The following is a 19,819-nucleotide window of genomic DNA, read 5'->3' as shown; positions in this document are numbered from 1 at the left end:
TAACGTATGAGCTACGAATTAGACGACGACATTCTTCAGGACTTTTTGGTTGAAGCAGGTGAAATTCTCGAATTGCTCTCAGAGCAATTGGTTGAACTTGAGAACAACCCCGAAGACAGGGAGTTATTAAATGCGATTTTCCGCGGTTTCCATACCGTTAAAGGTGGGGCCGGGTTTCTTGCCCTCACCGAGCTGGTTGAGACGTGCCACGGTGCCGAGAACGTATTTGATATCTTACGCAATGGCCAAAGAAGTGTAACATCGAGCTTGATGGATACGATGTTACGAGCTTTAGACACCGTTAACGCACAGTTTCGCGCTGTTCAAGATCAAGAACCCTTAGAGCCTGCAGATCCCGCTCTACTCGATGAACTTCATAAATTGTGTCGTCCTGCTTCTGAAGATGAAATTGACGAAGTGGAGCCTGTTATTGCTGAAGTTGAAGTCGAGGAAGAGGCCGCTATCGAAGCGCCTGAACCGGAAGTCATTCAACCAGTGGCCTCAAAGGCTGTCGCGTCAAATTCTATCGATGAAATCACGCAAGATGAATTTGAAAAACTGTTAGACGAATTACATGGCAAGGGCACCGCGCCTAATGCTCATTCTGAAAATGCCGCACCGGCGGCCCCAGCGCCTAAAGCCCCAAGTGCATCAGTGGCTGCTAGTGGTGACATTACGGATGACGAATTTGAAAAGCTGCTTGATGAACTGCACGGCGTAGGCAAAGCTCCAACCGTTGAACCCGCTCCTGAGGTTACAGCGAAACCAACTACTCCGCCTAAATCAACAGCGGCACCTAAAGCTTCTGCTGGTGGTGGCGATGATTTGATGACGGACGAGGAGTTTGAAAAGCTTCTTGACGAACTGCATGGCTCAGGAAAAGGGCCATTGCCAGAAGAGTTGGAAATGGCAACCAGACCTGCTTCTGAAAATGTGAAGCCAGCAGAGCCTGTAAAACCAACAGAGACCGCAAAACCGAAAGCTGAAGCGGCGAAACCTACACCTGCTCCTCAGCCTAAAGTAACGGCTCCAGCCACCTCTTCCCCTGCGAAAGCTCCGGTTGCAGTGGCTGAGAAAAAAGAAGTATCAGCACCTGCTGTGGCTAAAAAAGCGCAAACTCAGCCGGAAACAACAGTCCGTGTTGATACATCAACGCTCGACATCATTATGAACATGATTGGCGAATTGGTGCTAGTGCGTAACCGCTTGCTGAGTTTAGGGCTTAATAGCAACGACGAAGAGATGGCAAAAGCGGTGGCTAACCTTGATGTAGTTACTGCGGATTTGCAAGGCGCTGTTATGAAAACGCGCATGCAACCGATTAAGAAAGTGTTCGGTCGTTTCCCTCGCGTGGTTCGAGACCTTGCACGTACCCTGAAAAAAGACATCGTGCTTGAAATGCGGGGCGAAGAAACAGACCTTGATAAAAACTTGGTTGAAGCGCTTGCAGACCCATTGATCCACTTAGTGCGTAACTCAGTTGACCACGGCATTGAAATGCCTGATGTGCGTAGCAAATCTGGAAAGCCAAGCACGGGTAAAATCATACTCTCAGCTTCGCAAGAAGGTGATCATATTGAGCTAGCTATCGTCGATGATGGCGGCGGTATGGACCCAGATAAGCTGCGTAGTATTGCGGTTAAACGAGGCATGATGGATGAAGATGCGGCGTCGCGTCTCTCCAATAAAGAGTGTTTTAACTTAATCTTTATGGCGGGATTCTCCAGTAAAGAGCAAATTTCAGACATTTCTGGTCGTGGTGTTGGGATGGATGTTGTAAAAACAGCCATCAATACACTCAATGGTTCAATTGACATCGATTCTGAGATGGGCAAAGGGACTAAGATTACGATCAAAGTGCCGCTAACACTCGCTATCTTACCGACATTGATGGTTGGGGTCGCAGGGCATCCATTTGCTCTACCGCTTGCGAGCGTGAATGAAATCTTCCACCTTGATCTTAGCCGGACGAACGTCGTTGATGGACAATTGACCATCATAGTACGTAAAAAATCGATACCACTCTTCTACTTACAGAATTGGCTAGCACCTAAAGCGGGTAAAATAGAACTGCGTAAAGGTCATGGACATGTTGTTATTGTTCAGATTGGTAGCCAGCGAGTTGGTTTTGTGGTTGATACCTTAATTGGCCAAGAAGAAGTGGTAATCAAACCACTAGATAAGCTTCTTCAAAAAACACCGGGTATGGCTGGGGCAACGATTACCAGCGATGGACATATTGCACTAATACTAGATGTGCCAGATTTGCTTAAGCAGTATGCTGCTGCTTCCCGCATTTAAATGAGCACACAATATAAGGACACCCATGGCGATTAGAGTATTAGTCGTTGATGATTCGAGCTTTTTTAGACGGCGTGTGAGTGAAATTATTAACTCTGACACCCGTCTAGAAGTGATTGATGTTGCAACTAACGGTAAAGAAGCCGTAGAAAAAGCGAGAATCTTAAAGCCTGATGTCATTACAATGGATATTGAGATGCCAGTTATGGATGGCATTACTGCTGTCCGTGAAATTATGGCTGCGAACCCGATCCCAATCTTGATGTTCTCATCGCTGACTCATGATGGTGCCAAAGCAACGCTAGATGCTTTAGATGCTGGAGCGTTAGATTTCTTACCGAAAAAGTTTGAAGATATTGCCCGTAACCGTGATGAGGCTGTCGCTTTATTACAACAACGGGTTATTCAAATCGCGTCGAAAAAAGGGATGCTGAGAAGACCTTTGGTTTCACGCCCAGTGCCGAGCACATCGTCGCCGTTTGCCAATAGAACAGCGGCTACAACGGCGAGTTCCCCTGCGCCGAAATCAATGGGCACATTGGCTCGCTTTAAAGCTACAGGTAAAAAATATCAGTTGACCGCTATCGGTACCTCTACAGGGGGCCCGGTTGCGTTACAAAAAATATTGACGAAGTTACCTGCGAATTATCCGCATCCGATCGTACTCATTCAACACATGCCAGCCACCTTCACTGCTGCATTTGCAAACCGGCTCAACTCACTGTGTAAAATTGAAGTGAAAGAAGCAGAAGATGGTGATGCATTGCGCCCAGGCGTTGCCTATTTGGCTCCGGGTGGTAAACAGATGATGATTGAGGGCCGTCCGGGTAGTGCTAAATTGCGCATTATCGATGGTGGCGAACGTATGAACTATAAGCCGTGTGTTGATATAACATTCGGTTCTGCGGCGAAGATCTATGCAGATAAAGTGCTATCAATGATATTGACTGGTATGGGAGCCGATGGTCGTGAAGGGGCTCGAATGTTACAAGCCGCAGGGGCAACCATTTGGGCTCAGGATGAAGAAAGTTGCGTGGTGTATGGCATGCCGCAAGCTGTCGCAAAAGCGGGGATCTCGTCTGAAGATTTACCGTTAGAGCGTATATCAGAACGAATGTTAGTTGAAGTTGGCCTCGCATAAAGGAAGTTCAATGATTGTATGGAGTATTGCAAACCAAAAAGGCGGTGTGGGTAAAACAACCACAACGATTACGCTTGCTGGTTTGCTAAGTCAGCAAGGCAAAAGAGTGCTGTTGGTCGATACTGACCCTCACGCCTCGCTTACTACATACTTAGGTTATGATTCTGATGGCGTGCCCGTCAGCCTGTTTGACCTATTTCAGCAACGTGAGTTAACAGAGCAAAGCGTTACCCCTCTTATCCTAAAAACCGATGTTGAAGGCATTGATCTCATCCCTGCCCATATGTCTCTAGCCACTTTAGATAGAGTCATGGGCAACCGCAGTGGAATGGGGCTGATTTTGAAACGTGCGCTTCTTGCATTGCGCCATAATTATGACTACGTATTGATCGACTGTCCTCCAATCTTAGGGGTAATGATGGTTAATGCATTGGCCGCCAGCGATCGTATCTTAATTCCAGTGCAGACTGAGTTTCTGGCTATGAAAGGGCTCGAAAGGATGATTCGCACCTTAGCCATCATGCAAAAATCTCGTAGTCGATCGTTTAAAGTGACTATCGTACCGACTATGTACGACAAGCGAACCCGGGCTTCTTTGCAAACGCTGAATCAACTTAAAAAAGATTACCCAGAGCAAGTTTGGAGCTCTGCTGTACCTATAGACACCAAGTTTCGTGATGCGAGTTTAAAGCGCTTGCCTGCTTCTCATTTTGCTGAAGGTAGCCGTGGTGTTTTTGCTTATAAACAGTTGCTGATTTATTTAGAGAGGCTAGCTATTGATGAGTAGTGGGCCATTTTTATCCAGTGAACAAGCACTCGATGACTACTTTACAGCGTTACTAGATGAAGAAGCGATTGAACTTGAGCTGAAAGCGGAAGAGCAAAAAGAATTGTCCCTTGCTGAACTTGAGCTAGCGCTTTCGACATCGGTGCAATCTGTACCGGAAAAAAGTTATTACCATGCTGAAGTGGTTGAGTTTGAGCTGCCGAATTTAGATGATGTGCAGCGCTTATTAAGCCAGCTAGAATCAAGTAATCCAGTGGCAGAGTTAGAGCTGGAAGAGATCATGGAGCAAAACACCGTTCAGATCGCTTTAAAAACTCAACCAGTGGCTGAAATTGTTGAAGAGATCCAAGAATGGGATATTCCCGCCGATACTTTGGAAACAGAACCTGAAGTTGAAATTCTGACTGCGGCAGACACTGTTGAAGAATTTGCTGTTGACGTGGAAGTGGTTGAGCAACCGACGGCTGAAGTCGAACTTGAAACGCAAGCGGGCTACTCTGGAATTGGTACATGGCAAAGCACTGCGAGAACACGAGATTTTCAAGTGCTCTATTTTGAAGTGAATGGTGTGACGTTTGCGGTGCCTCTTGATGAACTTGGGGGGATCCACCGTATGGCAACGCTCAATCATTTAATCGGTCGACCTGCTTGGTACCTTGGACTGCAAACGAATAAAGATAATCAGCTAGATGTTGTCGATACGGCAAAATGGGTAATGGCAGAAAAGCTCCATGATGATAGCTACAAAGAAGGTTATCAATACATCGTCATGCTTGGTGACAGTATGTGGGGGTTAGCAAGTACTCAGCTTATGGGTACAGAATTGCTAAGCTCAGAGAAGGTCCGCTGGCGAGAACAGGCAGGCAAAAGGCCGTGGCTTGCTGGAATGGTAAAAGAAAAAATGTGTGCTTTGATCCATGTTGAAGCATTGATAGCTATGCTTAATGCAGGGCTTGATGTAAAAGCACTAGAGAAATAATAATACATTGATGTCGGAATCGACTTAGAGAGGAAAAGGTATGTCTCAGACTAACGAAGTAGAAGTAAGAAAAGACAAGTCTAACGACGAAGTGCTTCAGTGGGTGACGTTCCAACTAGAAGAAGAAACATACGGAATTAATGTAATGCAGGTACGTGAAGTACTCCGCTATACAGAAATTGCACCGGTACCAGGTGCTCCTGATTATGTTCTTGGCATCATTAACCTACGTGGTAATGTTGTGACCGTCATTGATACACGATCTCGTTTTGGCTTAATGCAAGGTGAAATCACGGATAATACACGCATTATTGTGATTGAATCTGAGCGCCAAGTGATTGGTATTTTAGTCGATAGCGTTGCGGAAGTAGTTTACCTACGTTCTTCTGAAATCGATACTACACCAAGTGTTGGTACCGATGAGAGCGCTAAGTTTATCCAAGGCGTGAGCAACCGTGACGGTAAGCTATTGATCCTTGTTGACCTGAATAAACTGCTAACTGAAGACGAGTGGGACGAGATGGTCCACCTATAATGAGCGAAGCTATGTTGTTCAGTGCTCCTGTTATTCTTATAGGGAGCGCGGTTTTTGTTGTTGTATTTTTGTTGCTGGTGTTACTTCGTGTACGTCAGGGACTTGCCCAACAGATTGATCACCAAAGACAACAAGCCCGATCGTTAGATAAGGAGTTGCAAAAGGCGAATAGACAGCTGTTGGAAATACGCTCAGTTGCTATTGGTCTTGGCCAAAAAGTGACGGATCAGCAGGATCTCATCCAGCATTTAAACGAGCGAATTACTGAATTGGAACATGTTGATACGGATGGGCGTTTATACAGCCGAGCGACAAAAATGGTCCAACTCGGTGCTGACATCAATGAGCTTATTAAAGAGTGTGAGCTACCTAAAGCTGAAGCTGAGTTGATGATGTCCTTGCAGAAGAAAATTGCAGGGCATGAAAGCATCCCGCCACTGAGTAGTCACCCGGAAGGTCGCGAGCCGGTGCAAAGTACGAGGCGACCTGCCAAAAAATAGTCGAAAGAGCGAAACTAGAGAGGGAAGCCAATGGCTTCCCTCTCTAGTTTTGAATGTGGCTAAATGTAGCCACAAAGTAGTAAATGAGACAGAAAATAATTAAAAATTAACAGTTTCTTACCTAGTTTCGTGACTGGTAATAGTCTTATTATGTTTTGTATTAGGTGTGGTGTGCTAATATAGCGGCTCAAATTTCTCGATTTAGATGCACATGCTTGAAGTAAATAACCTGACCGCAATTCGTGATGAAAGAGTTCTGTTTGAAGCACTTAGCTTTGTGATTCATGCTGGCGAATTGGTGCAGATTGAAGGACGGAACGGCACAGGTAAAACGACCTTACTACGAATTATTACCGGGTTAGGTGATAGAGAGGATGGTTCTATTTTGTGGAATGGCATGAATATTGAGTCTAATCGTGATGATTACCACCAAGATTTACTGTTTCTTGGTCATCAAACTGGGGTTAAGCGCGATTTGACGGCATTCGAGAATCTTCATTTTTATCAATCAGTGCATAATGCAGAATCGTCTTCTCAAGAGATATATCAAGCCTTGGCTAAAGTAGGTTTAGCTGGCCGAGAAGACGTGGCTGCAGGCCAGCTTTCTGCCGGACAACAGCGCCGAGTTGCGCTGGCTCGTTTGTGGCTCAGTCAACAAAAGTTGTGGATTTTAGATGAACCGTTAACTGCGATTGATAAGCAAGGTGTCAAAGTGTTGGAAGCCTTATTTCTAGCGCATGCGCAACAAGGTGGCATCGTTGTATTGACCACACACCAAGATATGTTTGCTAACTATCCGCAATTGCGAAAAATTAAATTGGGGCATGAGTCATGATCGTGACCATGGGGATGATCATCCGTCGTGAATTATTGATCGCTTTTCGACGTCAAGCCGATATTTTTAATCCACTGTGGTTTTTTATCATAGTGATCACCCTATTTCCGCTGAGTATCGGCCCAGAGCCTGCTTTGCTCGCCCGTATCGCCGCAGGTATTGTTTGGGTTGCGGCGTTACTGTCGGCGCTACTATCACTTGAGCGTCTGTTTCGCGATGATTTTCAAGACGGGTCGCTTGAACAAATGATGCTGATCCCAGTGCCATTACCCATAGTCGTTATTTCAAAAGTCGTGGCTCATTGGTTATTGACTGGACTGCCTTTAATTTTAATTAGCCCATTGTTAGCCGTATTATTGTCATTAGATTTTAATACGTGGCTTGCGGTTGTATTGACTTTGTTCATTGGCACGCCAACGTTGAGTTTTATCGGTGCTATTGGTGTTGCATTGACCGTAGGCTTGCAAAAAGGTGGCGTGTTGCTGAGCCTACTGGTCTTACCCTTGTATATCCCGATTTTAATCTTCGCTACATCAGCTATTGATGCAGCATCGCTTGGCATGCTCTACAACGGTCAATTGGCTGTTTTGGGGGCAATGTTTATGGGCGCGATAACATTAACTCCATTTGCTATTAGCGCAGCATTGAGAGTCAGCGTTAACTAAATTAAGTACGAACGATATTTTCAGCAATGCATTTGAGCGTTGCGTATCAACAACACAATAAACTGAGCAGACACATGCTCAGAAGCAATGAAGTAAGAGTGAGACAATACAATGTGGAAATGGCTCCATCCCTATGCAAAGCCTGAATCCGCCTATCGGCTATGTGGAAAGTTCCTGCCTTGGTTTGCAGGGCTCGCTATCTTATGCCTGGTAGTCGGTAATATCCTTGGTTTAGCTTATGCTCCGGCAGACTATCAACAAGGCGACAGCTTCAGAATCATTTACATTCATGTCCCTTCCGCCATTTGGTCAATGGGCATTTATATGTCGATGGCGATTGCGGCTTTCATTGGTCTAGTTTGGCAATTAAAACTGTCAGACATGGCCGCTGCTGCAATGGCGCCCATCGGTGCGGTATTTACGTTTATTGCGTTAATTACTGGAGCAATTTGGGGCAAACCGATGTGGGGTACCTGGTGGGTATGGGATGCTCGTCTGACGTCTGAGCTCATTTTACTGTTTCTCTATTTGGGAGTGATTGCGCTTTACCACGCTTTCGATGATCAAAAAACAGCCGCAAAAGCCGCAGGTCTGCTGGCCATCGTTGGTGTGATCAATCTACCTATCATTCATTTCTCCGTTGAGTGGTGGAATACCCTGCATCAAGGTGCCACGATTACTAAATTTGAAAAGCCTTCCATATCCAGTGACATGTTGTGGCCACTGCTGCTCAATATTTTTGGTTTTGCTTTCTTTTTTGCTGCGGTCACTATGGTCCGCTTACGCAATGAAATTATCAGTAAAGAGAGCCATCGCCCTTGGGTTATCGAATTGGCAACCCTTCAAACACAGAAAGGTAACTGATCATGCATTTTGACTCTTTGAGTGATTTCTTGGCGATGGGCGGTTACTCCGCCTATGTATGGAGTGCATTTGGCATTACCTTTTTATCCATGTTTATTTTACTGATGCTCAGCATCAAGCGTGGCAAAACCTTGTTGCAAGATGTGCAAGCAAAGGTTGAACGCCAAGCCAGAATTGATGCTGCAAAGCATATGGAGAACACCTTATGACCCCAAGACGTAAAAAAAGACTCACCATTATTTTGGCATTGATTATTGGGGCTGGTGCCACCATTGGTTTGATGTTGTATGCACTCAATCAAAATATGGACCTTTTCTATACGCCGACCGAGCTTGTACACGGTAAACCCGATGGGACAAAGCCAGAAGTGGGTCAACGGCTACGCATTGGCGGCATGGTGGTGGTGGGCTCTGTGAAAAGAGATCCGGGTTCACTAAAAGTAAGATTTCAGCTCCACGATGTTGGTCCAAATGTGACGGTCGAATATGAAGGCATCTTACCCGACTTGTTTAGAGAAGGTCAGGGTATTGTTGCGCAAGGCGTATTGAAAGATGCCACCACAGTGGAAGCGTTTGAAGTGCTAGCCAAGCATGATGAAAACTATATGCCACCGGAAATTGCTGAAGCAATGAAGAAAACGCATGAGCCGTTAACCTATAGCTCGGAACAAAAACAAGGAAGTGCTCAATGATTGTTGAAATAGGACATTTTGCCCTTATTGTTTCACTTGGGCTTGCCATATTACTCAGCTTACTTCCACTTGTTGGTGCTTCTAAAAACAATACCATGCTGATGAATACTGCGCGGCCATTAGCATGGGGAATGTTTTCATTGCTATTGGTCTCATTTAGCATTTTGCTGTGGGCATTTTATGTCAATGACTTCACGGTACAATACGTGGCGAGTAATTCGAATAGTCAATTACCCTGGTATTACCGTCTAACAGCGGTGTGGGGGGCGCATGAAGGTTCATTATTGCTGTGGGTTTTAATTCAAGCGGGATGGACTGTGGCGGTGGCTACCTTTAGCCGTGGTATGCCTCAAGAATCTGTGGCGCGAGTCTTATCTGTTATGGGGCTGATCAGCGTTGGATTCTTGCTGTTTGTCATCGTGACTTCGAATCCATTTTTACGCACCTTACCCTATTTCCCAATTGATGGTCGTGACTTAAACCCGCTGCTACAAGATCCTGGGCTAATCATTCACCCACCCATGTTATACATGGGATATGTTGGTTTTTCAGTCGCATTCTCATTTGCGATAGCCTCTTTGATGACTGGGCGTTTGGATACTGCATGGGCCCGTTGGTCTCGTCCTTGGACAACTGCGGCGTGGTTATTTTTGACATTAGGTATCGCGCTAGGTTCGTGGTGGGCTTACTACGAACTTGGCTGGGGTGGCTGGTGGTTCTGGGATCCAGTAGAAAACGCGTCGTTTATGCCATGGCTTGCGGGAACGGCATTGATGCACTCACTTGCTGTGACAGAAAAACGTGGCACATTCAAAGCTTGGACAGTGTTACTGGCAATTTCAGCATTTTCGCTCAGTTTACTGGGCACATTCTTAGTGCGATCTGGTATTTTGGTTTCGGTACACGCATTTGCATCCGATCCCGCTCGTGGCCTGTTTATTCTTGGGTTTTTGGTGTTTGTCATCGGTGGCTCACTGCTATTGTTTGCCGTTAAAGGTGCGGCAGTGCGCGTCCGTGGCAATGCTGAATTGATCTCGCGTGAAAATGCGCTGCTCTCCAACAACATCTTATTAATCGCGGCATTGGTGGTGGTGTTGGTTGGCACCTTGTTACCTTTAATCCACAAGCAGATTGGCCTTGGTTCCGTATCAATAGGAGCGCCTTTCTTCAACATGCTGTTTGCATGGCTAATGGTGCCATTTGCATTTTTGCTAGGGATCGGTCCACTGATCCGTTGGAAGCGCGATAATTTTTCCAAGCTTTTGAAACCGATGTTGATTTGTGGCCTGATGGCGTTGATTCTTTCGGCGGTTATGGTGTACCTGCTAGCTGAACGCTTTAGCTTGATGGCATTTATCGGCTGGGTCATGGCGTTTTGGATCATCTTGCTACACGTTGTCGAGTTGCACCAACGTGCGACACATCGTCATAGCTTTATGATAGGGGTGACTAAATTACAACGTAGCCACTGGGCCATGATGTTAGGCCATGTTGGTCTTGCCGTTACTGTGATTGGTATTGCGATGGTGCAAAACTACAGTATCGAGCGTGATGTTCGTCTAGCACCTGGGGAATCTTTTGAAATCCAACAATATAACTTTTATTTCAAAGGGTTGAGAGATAAAGATGGCCCGAACTATGATGGTTATATTGCCGATTTTGAAATTACGCAGGATGGGCAATACGTGAATACACTCCATGCGGAAAAACGCTTTTATCGTACTGCCAAGTCAATGATGACTGAAGCGGCCATCGATCGTGGCATCACTCGCGATTTGTACATTGCAATGGGTGAGCGATTAGAAGATGGTCGTTCATGGGCGATCCGAATTTATTACAAACCATTTGTACGTTGGATCTGGGCTGGTGCTTTATTGATGTCATTAGGTGGTGCGTTAGCCATCAGTGACAAACGCTACCGCTTTAGAAAAAGCTCCCAACAGGAGGCGTAGATGAACAAGAAAATTCTATTTATTCCATTGGTGGCTTTTCTTGGTCTAGTTGCCGTCTTTGTTACTCAGTTGGTCAAAAATACCGAAGGTGATGATCCCACAAAATTGGAGTCGGTTCTGATTGGTAAGTCTGTGCCTGAATTTCGTTTGGAAGATTTAGCCGAACCCGGCAAGCTGTATGACCAAGCGATATTTAAAGGGGAGCCTTTGCTGCTGAACGTCTGGGCAACTTGGTGCCCGACCTGCTATGCCGAACATCAATATCTCAATCGGTTGGCGGGTGATGGTGTAAAAATTATAGGCTTAAATTATAAAGATCAACGAGATAAAGCGGTTCAATGGTTAAATGAGCTAGGTAATCCTTACTTGATCAGCCTGTTCGATGGTAATGGTATGCTAGGGTTAGATCTCGGCGTTTACGGTGCGCCGGAAACCTTTCTCATTGATGCCAACGGCGTTATTCGTTACCGCCATGTGGGGGATGTTAATCCAACCAATTGGCAAACAACTTTGCAACCTATGTATCAGAAACTTCTAGAGGAAGCGAAGTAATGAAGCGTTTTATATTATCGATCATTGCTAGCTTTGCTTTGGTATTTTCTGTGCAATCTGCAATTGAAGTGTACGAGTTTGATAATCCACAGCAAGAGCAGCAATTCAAAGAGTTGAGCAATACATTGCGTTGTCCAAAGTGTCAAAACAATACTATTGCCGACTCAAATGCTGCATTAGCACAGGACTTACGTAATAAAGTCTATGAAATGACCAAACAAGGTAAGTCTGAACAAGACATTGTTGACTACATGATTGCACGTTACGGCAACTTTGTGACCTATAACCCACCGTTGACTTTGGCGACTTCCATCTTATGGCTAGGTCCTTTGAGTGTGGTGTTTCTGGGTTTTGGTTTTATTGTATTACGCAGCAAACGTCGTAAAGCATCAACCGCTCAAAATGGTGAAGTTTGGGATGCCGAAAAGGAAGAGCGATTAAATCAGTTGCTCGCCGAAGACGCGGTTGATGATGAGAAGCATGGAGACAAACAATAATGACGTTTTTTTGGTTATCTACCCTCATTCTGACCTTCTTTGGTTGTGTCTTCATTGCACTGCCGATCCTCAAAAACAGAGCGAACAACGATGCAGCGCTGCGTGACGAATTGAACAAAGCGATCTTTAAAAACCGCCTTGCAGAGTTACACGAAGAGACGCAAGAAGGGTTGGTTGACAGCGAACAAGAGCTGATTGCTGATCTGAAACAGTCACTATTGGATGATATTCCTGCGCAATCGGTGCAAGGAAATTCTTCACATGTGTCACCGATGGTTGTTTTGATCCCCTCGATTTTATTGCTCGTTATCTTAAGCTATGGCTTTTACCTAAAATTTGGCGCGGCTAGTCAAGTGGAGCAGTGGCAGCAAGTGAACGCTAACTTACCTGCACTCTCAAAAAAAATGATGTCACCAGAAGGTGCTGCCTTAAGTGATGATGAGATGAATGATCTCACACTGGCGCTGCGCACTCGTCTGCATTATCAGCCTCAAGATGCGACCGGGTGGTTGCTGCTTGGACGTATTGGACTTGCTAACAGAGATATAGAAACATCGATTGGCTCAATGAAAAAAGCGTATGCGTTAGATCCAAAAGATGCAGATGTGAAGTTGGGCTATGCGCAAGCATTAATGTTGTCACAAGATGAGCTTGACCAAAATCAAGCACGTGAAATTTTAACGGCATTAGTACAACAAGATTATGTTGATCTACGTGTGTTTTCACTACTTGCGTTTGATGCGTTTGAACGCCAGGATTACCCAGCGGCGATGAAGTATTGGCGATTAATGCAGCAGATGATTGGCCCTGAAGATAGCCGTTATGAGATGCTTTCGCGCAGTATTGAAAGAGCACAAAGCAAAATGCAGCCTAAAGCTATCGATGGGAAAATGGTTCCTGTCACCATCTCACTCGGTGATGGTGTGACTCTTGAACAAAATGCAGTACTCATAGTCTCTGTGCACAGTTCTGATGGTGCACCTATGCCTGTTGCCGCAGCGCGTTATCCACTGACTCAATTCCCTATTAAGGTTGTGTTAGATGATAGCAATAGCATGGTTCAGGGGCGGAAGTTATCCGACCTTGCACAGCTTATTGTTCGAGTACGCTTGGATACGGATGGCAATGTTTCAACCAAACAAGGTGATTGGTTTGGTGAAAGTGCTCCCATGAGCCTCGGTCAACCTGTTGAAGTTGTGATCAATAAGCAGTATTAATAGCACTTATATACAATTAACGTATTGATAGGCCGATGTCTCATCGGCCTTTATACATGGAAATAAATAATGATAAGCCGCCTATCCCGACTGATATGCCCTATGCTGTTCCTTTTCGTATTATCAGGGTGTGCAAGCGCTCCGGATTCAACGTCAGCCGAATCAAATCAAACGCAGTCGGGCGATCCTTTTGAGGTTTTTAACCGATCAATGTGGACAATCAACTACGATTATATCGATCCATACTTGGTTCGCCCTGTTGCGATTGCCTACGTGGATTACATTCCACACCCAATTAGAAAAACGATCGCCAATGTTCTGTCAAACCTTGATGAACCTTCAAGCATTATCAACAACATACTGATGGGTAATGGCACGAAAGCCGTTGACCACTTTAACCGCTTTTGGATTAATAGCACCTTAGGCCTGTTTGGGATGATTGATATTGCGTCAGAAGCGGGCATCACCAAACACAATGAAAAAGCGTTTAGTGATGCGGTAGGTCATTATGGTGTTGGTAATGGTCCATATTTAATGATTCCTGGATACGGGCCCTACACGATTCGAGAAACCACAGATGTTGTGGATGGCTTGTATGTACCACTTTCTTATCTCAATGTCTGGGCTGGCCTAGGCAAATGGGCTCTGGAAGGATTGGAGACCCGAGCAAGGCTCGTTCCTCAAGAAGTGACGTTGGAAAACTCCCCAGATCCATATTCATTAACTCGCGATGTTTATTTACAACGCCAAGATTTTAAAGCAGAAATTGATACCCAAACGTACGATGAATCGGAAGAAGAGTATCTCGACGATTATCTGGAAGAAGGGTTTTAATCATACCCATGTAGGTCGGCCTTGTACTGCTAGCTAGGCCGACATCACACGTCCGCTAAAGTATTCGTTAGCGACGATGTATTCCGTATTGCGGATCAATTCATCTTGCAGCTCAGCCCAATGGGGCTTCTCATCTACATCACCTTTTGCGCTAGGCACTACGCCTCCGACCCTTATGTTGAAAGGGGTTAGTTCTTTTGCCCAACTCTGCGTGAAACCAGAAACCATAGAATTCGCATTTTCAATTCCCGCTAGGTCATACTCATCATTTTGAGAAATGACGTTCACAATCACACCTGGTTTGTTGTTAATACGCATTCGCTCAGCACTTGCTTGACCAAAAGTGAATAAAGTTGAGGCCATCATGGCGAGCTTCTGAAGAAAGACTTCAGCTCGTTGTTCACCTATCAAGGGGGGGAGGGATGCGTTTGGCCAATTATTGACCAGTACATCCGGTGCCCCATGATAGGTTTGATCAATAAAATCGAACAGCCGATGGATCGTTTCTAAAGAGTAATCTGGTGTGTGGTAATAATGAACATCCTGAGAGATCGCTTTGCAACGAGCAAAGGTTTCCATTAATCCAAATTTGTCTTGGTCACACAAAATAATTTTTGCACCTAAATGTGCGAAATGAACGGCCAGCGTGCTACCAAGCATCGAACTTGCTGAAGTGATTAATATTATTGCACTTTTTATATCCATTGGGTGCCTCACCCTATTGTTTGTTTTATTATTGTAGCGGGATTTAGTCTCAATAGGATGGTTGATTAACTGTGGGTAGGGTGTGAATAACATCAAATTACTCAGCCTAAGCGAGCGTGGTATGTGTTTTTTTTGGTCATACTCACATTCTGATCTAGAGAATGTCGTTTTGTGTTACATACAAGACATCAAACTTGGGTGCGGATCTGATCTCGCCGGTGGGCAACGGTGAGTTGAACCGACAGATCGGCAACTAAGAGCTCAACGTTTGAGGGGGAGGCAAGATGCCTTCGCTCATGTCCTGACAGATTAAGATATACCTCTTCGGGTAAATCATGCGTATCTTCAGGCAAATAGGCGAGTACTTCAGGAGTCAAGTAGTGACTGAGTTTCGCACTGGCGAGCCCTCCGTGATGGAAAAGCTCGGCCTGTTTTGCTGAAACAGCGTAAGAGCTTTGGTCGGAACGCAGTGCTTGAGGCTCCGTAAGCTCAAATCGCTTACGTAACAATTCATCACTAGTGGGTGGGTTTTCAATACGTTCAACAGGAGTGTTGTCGCGTACATCGTTAGAAAACATCGACAGTATGAGTGCAAAGTCCGCACGGCGTCCTTGCTGGACAGCATGGCTTAGCCCCGAGCCAAATTGAAGCTCGTTTATAATACTGGCTTTATTTAATGTATGTACTTGCATTTGCCTCTCCAACTGATGCACTTTTAGCGGCGAGAAAGCAGATAACTTTAGATAAAATAACAAAAAAGCCTGCGATAAAGCAGGCTTTTCATATGACTAAATACCAATCCAAGGGGAAAAGGTTATTTTGCTAGGTTTTCTGCAACGAATGCCCAGTTAACCAGTGCCCAGAAACCATTCATGTAGTCAGGGCGTAGGTTACGGTAATCGATGTAGTAAGCATGTTCCCACAGATCAACTGTCAGTAGCGGAGTCACACCTTCGTGAGTCAGTGGTGTGGCTGCATTTGAAGTGTTGATGATCTCTAAAGAGCCATCCGCATTTTTCACCAACCAAGTCCAAGATGAACCAAAGTTATTGATCGCTGAGTCAGTGAATTTTGCTTTAAAAGCTTCAAAAGAACCAAATGCGGCGTTGATTGCGTCTGCAACGGCACCTGTTGGTTCGCCACCTGCATTTGGTGCAAGGCAGTGCCAATAGAAGGTGTGGTTCCAAATTTGAGCGGCGTTATTAAACACGCCACCAGTTGAAGTTTTGATGATCTCTTCGAGAGATTTACCTTCAAATTCAGTGCCAGGAATAAGGCCGTTAAGCTTCACAACGTAAGTGTTGTGGTGCTTACCGTGGTGGAAATCTAGTGTTTCGGCTGAAATGTGTGGTTCTAGAGCGTCTTTAGCGTAAGGCAAAGCTGGTAATTCGAATGACATTGCTCGATTCTCCGTTGTGTAGAAAGAGTGAAAGTCTCTTTCAGTAGCTTCCAGATATTATAATGATATTCGTCGATACGACTGACTTGAAGGTATTTTAGCAAGTTTTTACTTTATTAAAAGTCCTAATATTGAAAATTGTTGTATAGGCAGGATATCCATAAATAATATGTGCTTTTTATTCTCTATTAATGATTTAGAATGTCAGTAACAAACCGCACTATCCCATTAAGAGGAAGCAATGGAAACTATTGATAAAATTAAACAGCAACTTGAAGAAAATGCCATTCTGCTATACATGAAAGGCTCTCCTAAGCTACCAAGTTGCGGATTTTCTTCTCAAGCTGCGCAGGCTTTGATGGCTTGCGGTGAGAAATTTGCTTATGTGGATATTCTGCAAAACCCAGATATCCGCGCTGAGCTGCCTGTATACGCACAGTGGCCTACTTTTCCACAATTGTGGATTGAAGGTGAGTTGATTGGTGGTTGTGACATCATTATCGAAATGTTCCAAAAAGGCGAACTGCAACCTTTAGTGAAAGAAGCCGCTGCACGTGCAGGCAATGAAGGGTAATACTGTATAAAATAACAGTTTTTCTTGATTTATTAAGGTCACATTGGTTAATGTGGCCTTATTTTTTTGCGTTGATTTGAGTTTATGACCCGTTTATTCATTGCTGAAAAGCCCAGCTTAGGGCGCGCTATAGCCGATGCTCTGCCGAAACCACACAAGAAAGATCAAGGTTTCATTCGTTGTGCGAATGGTGACATCGTTACTTGGTGTATTGGGCATTTACTCGAGCAAGTTGAGCCGGATGTTTATGATGAACGCTATAAAAAGTGGAATTTACTCGACTTACCTATCATTCCTTCACAGTGGCAGCTTAGACCGCGCAAAACATCGAGCAAACAGTTGACTGTGATTCGTCAGCTTTTGAAAGAAGCATCGCAAATTATCCATGCAGGAGACCCGGATCGCGAAGGGCAACTATTAGTTGATGAAGTGATTGATTATTGCAAAGTAAGCCAAAGTAAAAAAGAGCAAGCATTGCGGCTACTGATCAGCGATTTAAACCTTCCAGCCGTGCAGCGTGCACTGAAACAGATGCGCAGTAACCGCGAATTCATCCCTTTATCGGTTTCAGCGCTCGCGCGTTCAAGAGCCGATTGGTTGTATGGCATGAATATGTCACGGGCTTATACTTTGCTGGGGCAGAAAGCGGGCTATCAAGGTGTCTTGTCGGTTGGACGGGTACAAACTCCTATTCTAGGGCTTGTGGTACGTCGGGATGAGGAGATAGAAAACTTCATCCCGCGAGACTATTTTACATTACATGCGTTAATCCCTTATCAAACTGATCAAGTGGCGTTTGATATCCGTGCGCGCTGGAAACCCAGCGATGCTTGCCAGCCTTGGCAAGATGAAGAAGGGCGAGTCTTAAACCGCAAGTTGGTGGAAAATGTCGCACAGCGCATCGCAGGGCAACCCGCCACAGTGATTGAAGCCGAACAAAAGCAAACTAAGCAAGCCGCGCCGTTACCTTATTCCTTATCTGCACTGCAAATTGATGCAGCGAAGCGCTTTGCAATGAGCGCCCAGCAAGTGTTAGACACTTGCCAATCTCTGTATGAGAAGCATAAATTAATCACCTATCCGCGCTCAGATTGTCGTTACTTACCACAAGAACATTACGCTCAAGCTTCGTCAGTAACTCAAGCTATCGCGTGCAACGCCAAAGAGTTGTTAACGTCGGTCAGTGGCGCAAACTTAGCTCTTAAATCCAAAGCATGGAACGATAAGAAAGTGGACGCGCACCATGCCATTATTCCTACACCAAAGCAGACATCCGTCAATGCCTTGTCGGGAAATGAGATGAAAATATACCAATTGATTGCGCGCCAATACTTGATGCAATTTTATCCCGCCGCCGTGTACGCGGAAGCCAAGCTGGTGTTTGATATTGCGGGTGGCTTTTTTGTTGCGTCAGGGCGACAACTGGTTGACACCGGTTGGAAGAGTTTGTTAGGCAAAGTCGATGAAGAAGAGAACGGAGTCGATGCCGTTCCACCACTGAGTAAAGGGACGGTGCTGACGTGTCGAGAAGGGGAAATTCACGATCGAAAAACCGAGCCTCCTCGTCATTTTACTGAAGCGACTTTACTACAAGCGATGACGGGAATTGCTCGCTATGTTGAAGATAAAGAGCTGAAAAAAATCTTACGTGAAACCGATGGTTTGGGTACGGAAGCGACGCGAGCGGGGATCCTTGACACTTTATTCAAGCGGCAACTCTTAACACGTCAAGGTAAGCTGATTCTAAGCTCGCCAGCGGGAAGGGGTTTAATTCATGCGCTGCCAAATGAATCAACTTATCCTGATATGACCGCCCATTGGGAGCATCAATTGCAAGCGATGGCTGAACGTGGGCAAGCGTATCAACCCTTTATGCAAGTGCTGCAAGAGCGCATTATTCAGATCATGGAACAGGCGAAATCGGGCGCAGTGCCAGAGTCGCTTCGCTCATTGCCCAAAGTGGAGCGCCCTGCATTCAAACGAAAGACACGTAAATCCAGCAAAACCACGCGTTATCAACGTAATTCGGCTCAATAAAATGACATCAAAGAATCGGTCGCTAAGTAAGCTGAGGCCTGCGAATTAGGTAAGATATTCACCGACCTGACGAGCTAATTATCACATTTTCGATAAAAAAGGCTGGTATCCCAATCGGTTACATTGTCAGTCACTTTGCCGACAAGTGGTAGTAAACGCCACGCCTCGCGCTCTTGAAAAGGGTGGCTTGTTATCACGGCAAAACCAGCAATACAGCATCTTCCACCTTTAGAACGGATAAACTGGGCAATCGAGCTGACCGCTTCTTCACTGTAGGATTCAATCTTATAGAGATGGCTCATACATTTCTCCTCTCTAACCATGTCATTAATTACGACATAACCGCTGAATAATGGGAAGCATATTTGATGCCAGTTTCTAAAAAATACACCTTTGGTATGTGATGAATGGAGAGGGTACTTATCTAATGAATGGCAACTGGTGCGTGGAATAAAATATCAGCATGAGAAAATGATGTTAATCAGATACGAAAAGCCGCTGTAAAAACAGCGGCTTTTCTTAAAAGTGGCGGAGAGATAGGGATTTGAACCCCATCTCTTTGAAAACCTATATATATCAAGCTCTTGAATTTTCTAGCTTTCTACGTTCATCAACCAAATGTCACGTTGACGAATGTTAATCACATTCAGTATACGAAAACAATCGAACTTAGCAAGAGCATCAGGCATATAAGCCAAAATATTTTCTATTATCCTTACCCAGTCAACTAATCCTCTTAGTCTTAGCTATTACT

22 protein-coding genes are annotated in these 19,819 nt (G+C 45.0%); 18 read left to right on the top strand and 4 right to left on the bottom strand.

The genetic code is table 11. The annotated features are described in order from the left end of the window. Positions 1–6 precede the first annotated feature (6 nt). The 16 genes from AACQ79_RS05410 to AACQ79_RS05335 all read left to right on the top strand — a co-directional run bounded on the left by AACQ79_RS05410 (position 7) and on the right by AACQ79_RS05335 (position 14,350). Positions 7–2,301, top strand: coding sequence for a chemotaxis protein CheA (locus AACQ79_RS05410; protein WP_017048523.1), 2,295 nt, complete (start codon positions 7–9; stop codon positions 2,299–2,301). A gap of 25 nt (positions 2,302–2,326) precedes the next feature. Then, the gene (locus AACQ79_RS05405) at positions 2,327–3,442 is read left to right on the top strand and encodes a protein-glutamate methylesterase/protein-glutamine glutaminase (RefSeq protein WP_017045237.1); all 1,116 of its coding nucleotides are present in this window, start codon (positions 2,327–2,329) and stop codon (positions 3,440–3,442) included. Between the two features lie 10 nt (positions 3,443–3,452). Next, on the top strand, positions 3,453–4,229 hold the full coding sequence (locus AACQ79_RS05400; RefSeq protein ID WP_026027244.1) for a ParA family protein: 777 nt from the start codon (positions 3,453–3,455) through the stop codon (positions 4,227–4,229). Beyond that, positions 4,222–5,208: a chemotaxis protein CheW gene (locus AACQ79_RS05395; RefSeq protein WP_170898708.1), complete on the top strand. Its 987-nt coding sequence runs from the start codon at positions 4,222–4,224 to the stop codon at positions 5,206–5,208. The genes AACQ79_RS05400 and AACQ79_RS05395 overlap by 8 nt, the downstream gene beginning before the upstream one ends. Before the next feature lie 40 nt (positions 5,209–5,248). Next, positions 5,249–5,743, top strand: a complete 495-nt coding sequence (locus AACQ79_RS05390; RefSeq protein ID WP_013856372.1) for a chemotaxis protein CheW — start codon at positions 5,249–5,251, stop codon at positions 5,741–5,743. Beyond that, on the top strand, positions 5,743–6,243 hold the full coding sequence (locus AACQ79_RS05385; RefSeq protein ID WP_202598892.1) for a DUF2802 domain-containing protein: 501 nt from the start codon (positions 5,743–5,745) through the stop codon (positions 6,241–6,243). The genes AACQ79_RS05390 and AACQ79_RS05385 overlap by 1 nt, the downstream gene beginning before the upstream one ends. Before the next feature lie 211 nt (positions 6,244–6,454). After that, the gene (gene ccmA, locus AACQ79_RS05380) at positions 6,455–7,078 is read left to right on the top strand and encodes a cytochrome c biogenesis heme-transporting ATPase CcmA (RefSeq protein WP_026027245.1); all 624 of its coding nucleotides are present in this window, start codon (positions 6,455–6,457) and stop codon (positions 7,076–7,078) included. Continuing rightward, positions 7,075–7,743 (top strand): heme exporter protein CcmB, encoded by a 669-nt coding sequence (gene ccmB, locus AACQ79_RS05375; RefSeq protein ID WP_013856375.1) that lies wholly within the window; start codon positions 7,075–7,077, stop codon positions 7,741–7,743. The genes ccmA and ccmB overlap by 4 nt, the downstream gene beginning before the upstream one ends. Before the next feature lie 111 nt (positions 7,744–7,854). Beyond that, positions 7,855–8,607 carry a heme ABC transporter permease gene (locus tag AACQ79_RS05370; protein ID WP_019280903.1) on the top strand — a complete coding sequence of 251 codons (753 nt, stop codon included), beginning with the start codon at positions 7,855–7,857 and terminating at the stop codon, positions 8,605–8,607. 2 nt (positions 8,608–8,609) lie between these two features. Next, positions 8,610–8,816, top strand: coding sequence for a heme exporter protein CcmD (gene ccmD, locus AACQ79_RS05365; RefSeq protein WP_013856377.1), 207 nt, complete (start codon positions 8,610–8,612; stop codon positions 8,814–8,816). Further along, positions 8,813–9,298, top strand: coding sequence for a cytochrome c maturation protein CcmE (gene ccmE, locus AACQ79_RS05360; RefSeq protein ID WP_013856378.1), 486 nt, complete (start codon positions 8,813–8,815; stop codon positions 9,296–9,298). Before ccmD ends, ccmE begins: the two co-directional genes overlap by 4 nt. Next, complete coding sequence (locus tag AACQ79_RS05355) at positions 9,295–11,250, top strand: heme lyase CcmF/NrfE family subunit (protein ID WP_017045241.1); 1,956 nt, start codon at positions 9,295–9,297, stop codon at positions 11,248–11,250. The genes ccmE and AACQ79_RS05355 overlap by 4 nt, the downstream gene beginning before the upstream one ends. Next, positions 11,251–11,802 (top strand): DsbE family thiol:disulfide interchange protein, encoded by a 552-nt coding sequence (locus AACQ79_RS05350; RefSeq protein WP_013856380.1) that lies wholly within the window; start codon positions 11,251–11,253, stop codon positions 11,800–11,802. Continuing rightward, positions 11,802–12,299, top strand: coding sequence for a cytochrome c-type biogenesis protein (locus AACQ79_RS05345; RefSeq protein ID WP_017042542.1), 498 nt, complete (start codon positions 11,802–11,804; stop codon positions 12,297–12,299). The genes AACQ79_RS05350 and AACQ79_RS05345 overlap by 1 nt, the downstream gene beginning before the upstream one ends. Next, positions 12,299–13,516: a c-type cytochrome biogenesis protein CcmI gene (gene ccmI / locus AACQ79_RS05340; RefSeq protein ID WP_170898706.1), complete on the top strand. Its 1,218-nt coding sequence runs from the start codon at positions 12,299–12,301 to the stop codon at positions 13,514–13,516. The genes AACQ79_RS05345 and ccmI overlap by 1 nt, the downstream gene beginning before the upstream one ends. Positions 13,517–13,585: 69 nt before the next feature. Further along, on the top strand, positions 13,586–14,350 hold the full coding sequence (locus tag AACQ79_RS05335; RefSeq protein ID WP_094145357.1) for an MlaA family lipoprotein: 765 nt from the start codon (positions 13,586–13,588) through the stop codon (positions 14,348–14,350). A gap of 33 nt (positions 14,351–14,383) precedes the next feature. Here AACQ79_RS05335 and AACQ79_RS05330 read toward each other — a convergent pair whose 3' ends face one another. From AACQ79_RS05330 to sodB, 3 genes are all read right to left on the bottom strand, one after another. After that, positions 14,384–15,010, bottom strand: a complete 627-nt coding sequence (locus AACQ79_RS05330; protein ID WP_370685854.1) for an SDR family oxidoreductase — start codon at positions 15,008–15,010, stop codon at positions 14,384–14,386. Positions 15,011–15,243: 233 nt separating this feature from the next. Then, a complete protein-coding gene (locus tag AACQ79_RS05325; RefSeq protein ID WP_170898704.1) occupies positions 15,244–15,747 on the bottom strand; it encodes a VC2046/SO_2500 family protein in 504 nt (167 codons plus the stop codon). 122 nt (positions 15,748–15,869) lie between these two features. After that, positions 15,870–16,454 carry a superoxide dismutase [Fe] gene (sodB, locus tag AACQ79_RS05320; RefSeq protein WP_010318866.1) on the bottom strand — a complete coding sequence of 195 codons (585 nt, stop codon included), beginning with the start codon at positions 16,452–16,454 and terminating at the stop codon, positions 15,870–15,872. Between the two features lie 241 nt (positions 16,455–16,695). On the opposite strand from sodB, the gene grxD reads away from it, so the two are divergent. Both grxD and AACQ79_RS05310 read left to right on the top strand, forming a co-directional pair. Further along, positions 16,696–17,028 carry a Grx4 family monothiol glutaredoxin gene (grxD, locus tag AACQ79_RS05315; RefSeq protein ID WP_094128991.1) on the top strand — a complete coding sequence of 111 codons (333 nt, stop codon included), beginning with the start codon at positions 16,696–16,698 and terminating at the stop codon, positions 17,026–17,028. Between the two features lie 84 nt (positions 17,029–17,112). Next, a complete protein-coding gene (locus tag AACQ79_RS05310) occupies positions 17,113–19,065 on the top strand; it encodes a DNA topoisomerase III (RefSeq protein ID WP_013856386.1) in 1,953 nt (650 codons plus the stop codon). Between the two features lie 74 nt (positions 19,066–19,139). On the opposite strand, the gene AACQ79_RS05305 is transcribed toward AACQ79_RS05310, so the two are convergent. Beyond that, positions 19,140–19,367: a hypothetical protein gene (locus AACQ79_RS05305; RefSeq protein ID WP_026028272.1), complete on the bottom strand. Its 228-nt coding sequence runs from the start codon at positions 19,365–19,367 to the stop codon at positions 19,140–19,142. Positions 19,368–19,819 lie beyond the last annotated feature (452 nt).

The sequence above is a fragment of the Vibrio sp. 3-2(1) genome, from assembly GCF_963887575.1.
GTDB classification, from domain to species: domain Bacteria; phylum Pseudomonadota; class Gammaproteobacteria; order Enterobacterales; family Vibrionaceae; genus Vibrio; species Vibrio anguillarum.
This window is presented reverse-complemented; position numbering and strand designations above follow the sequence as displayed.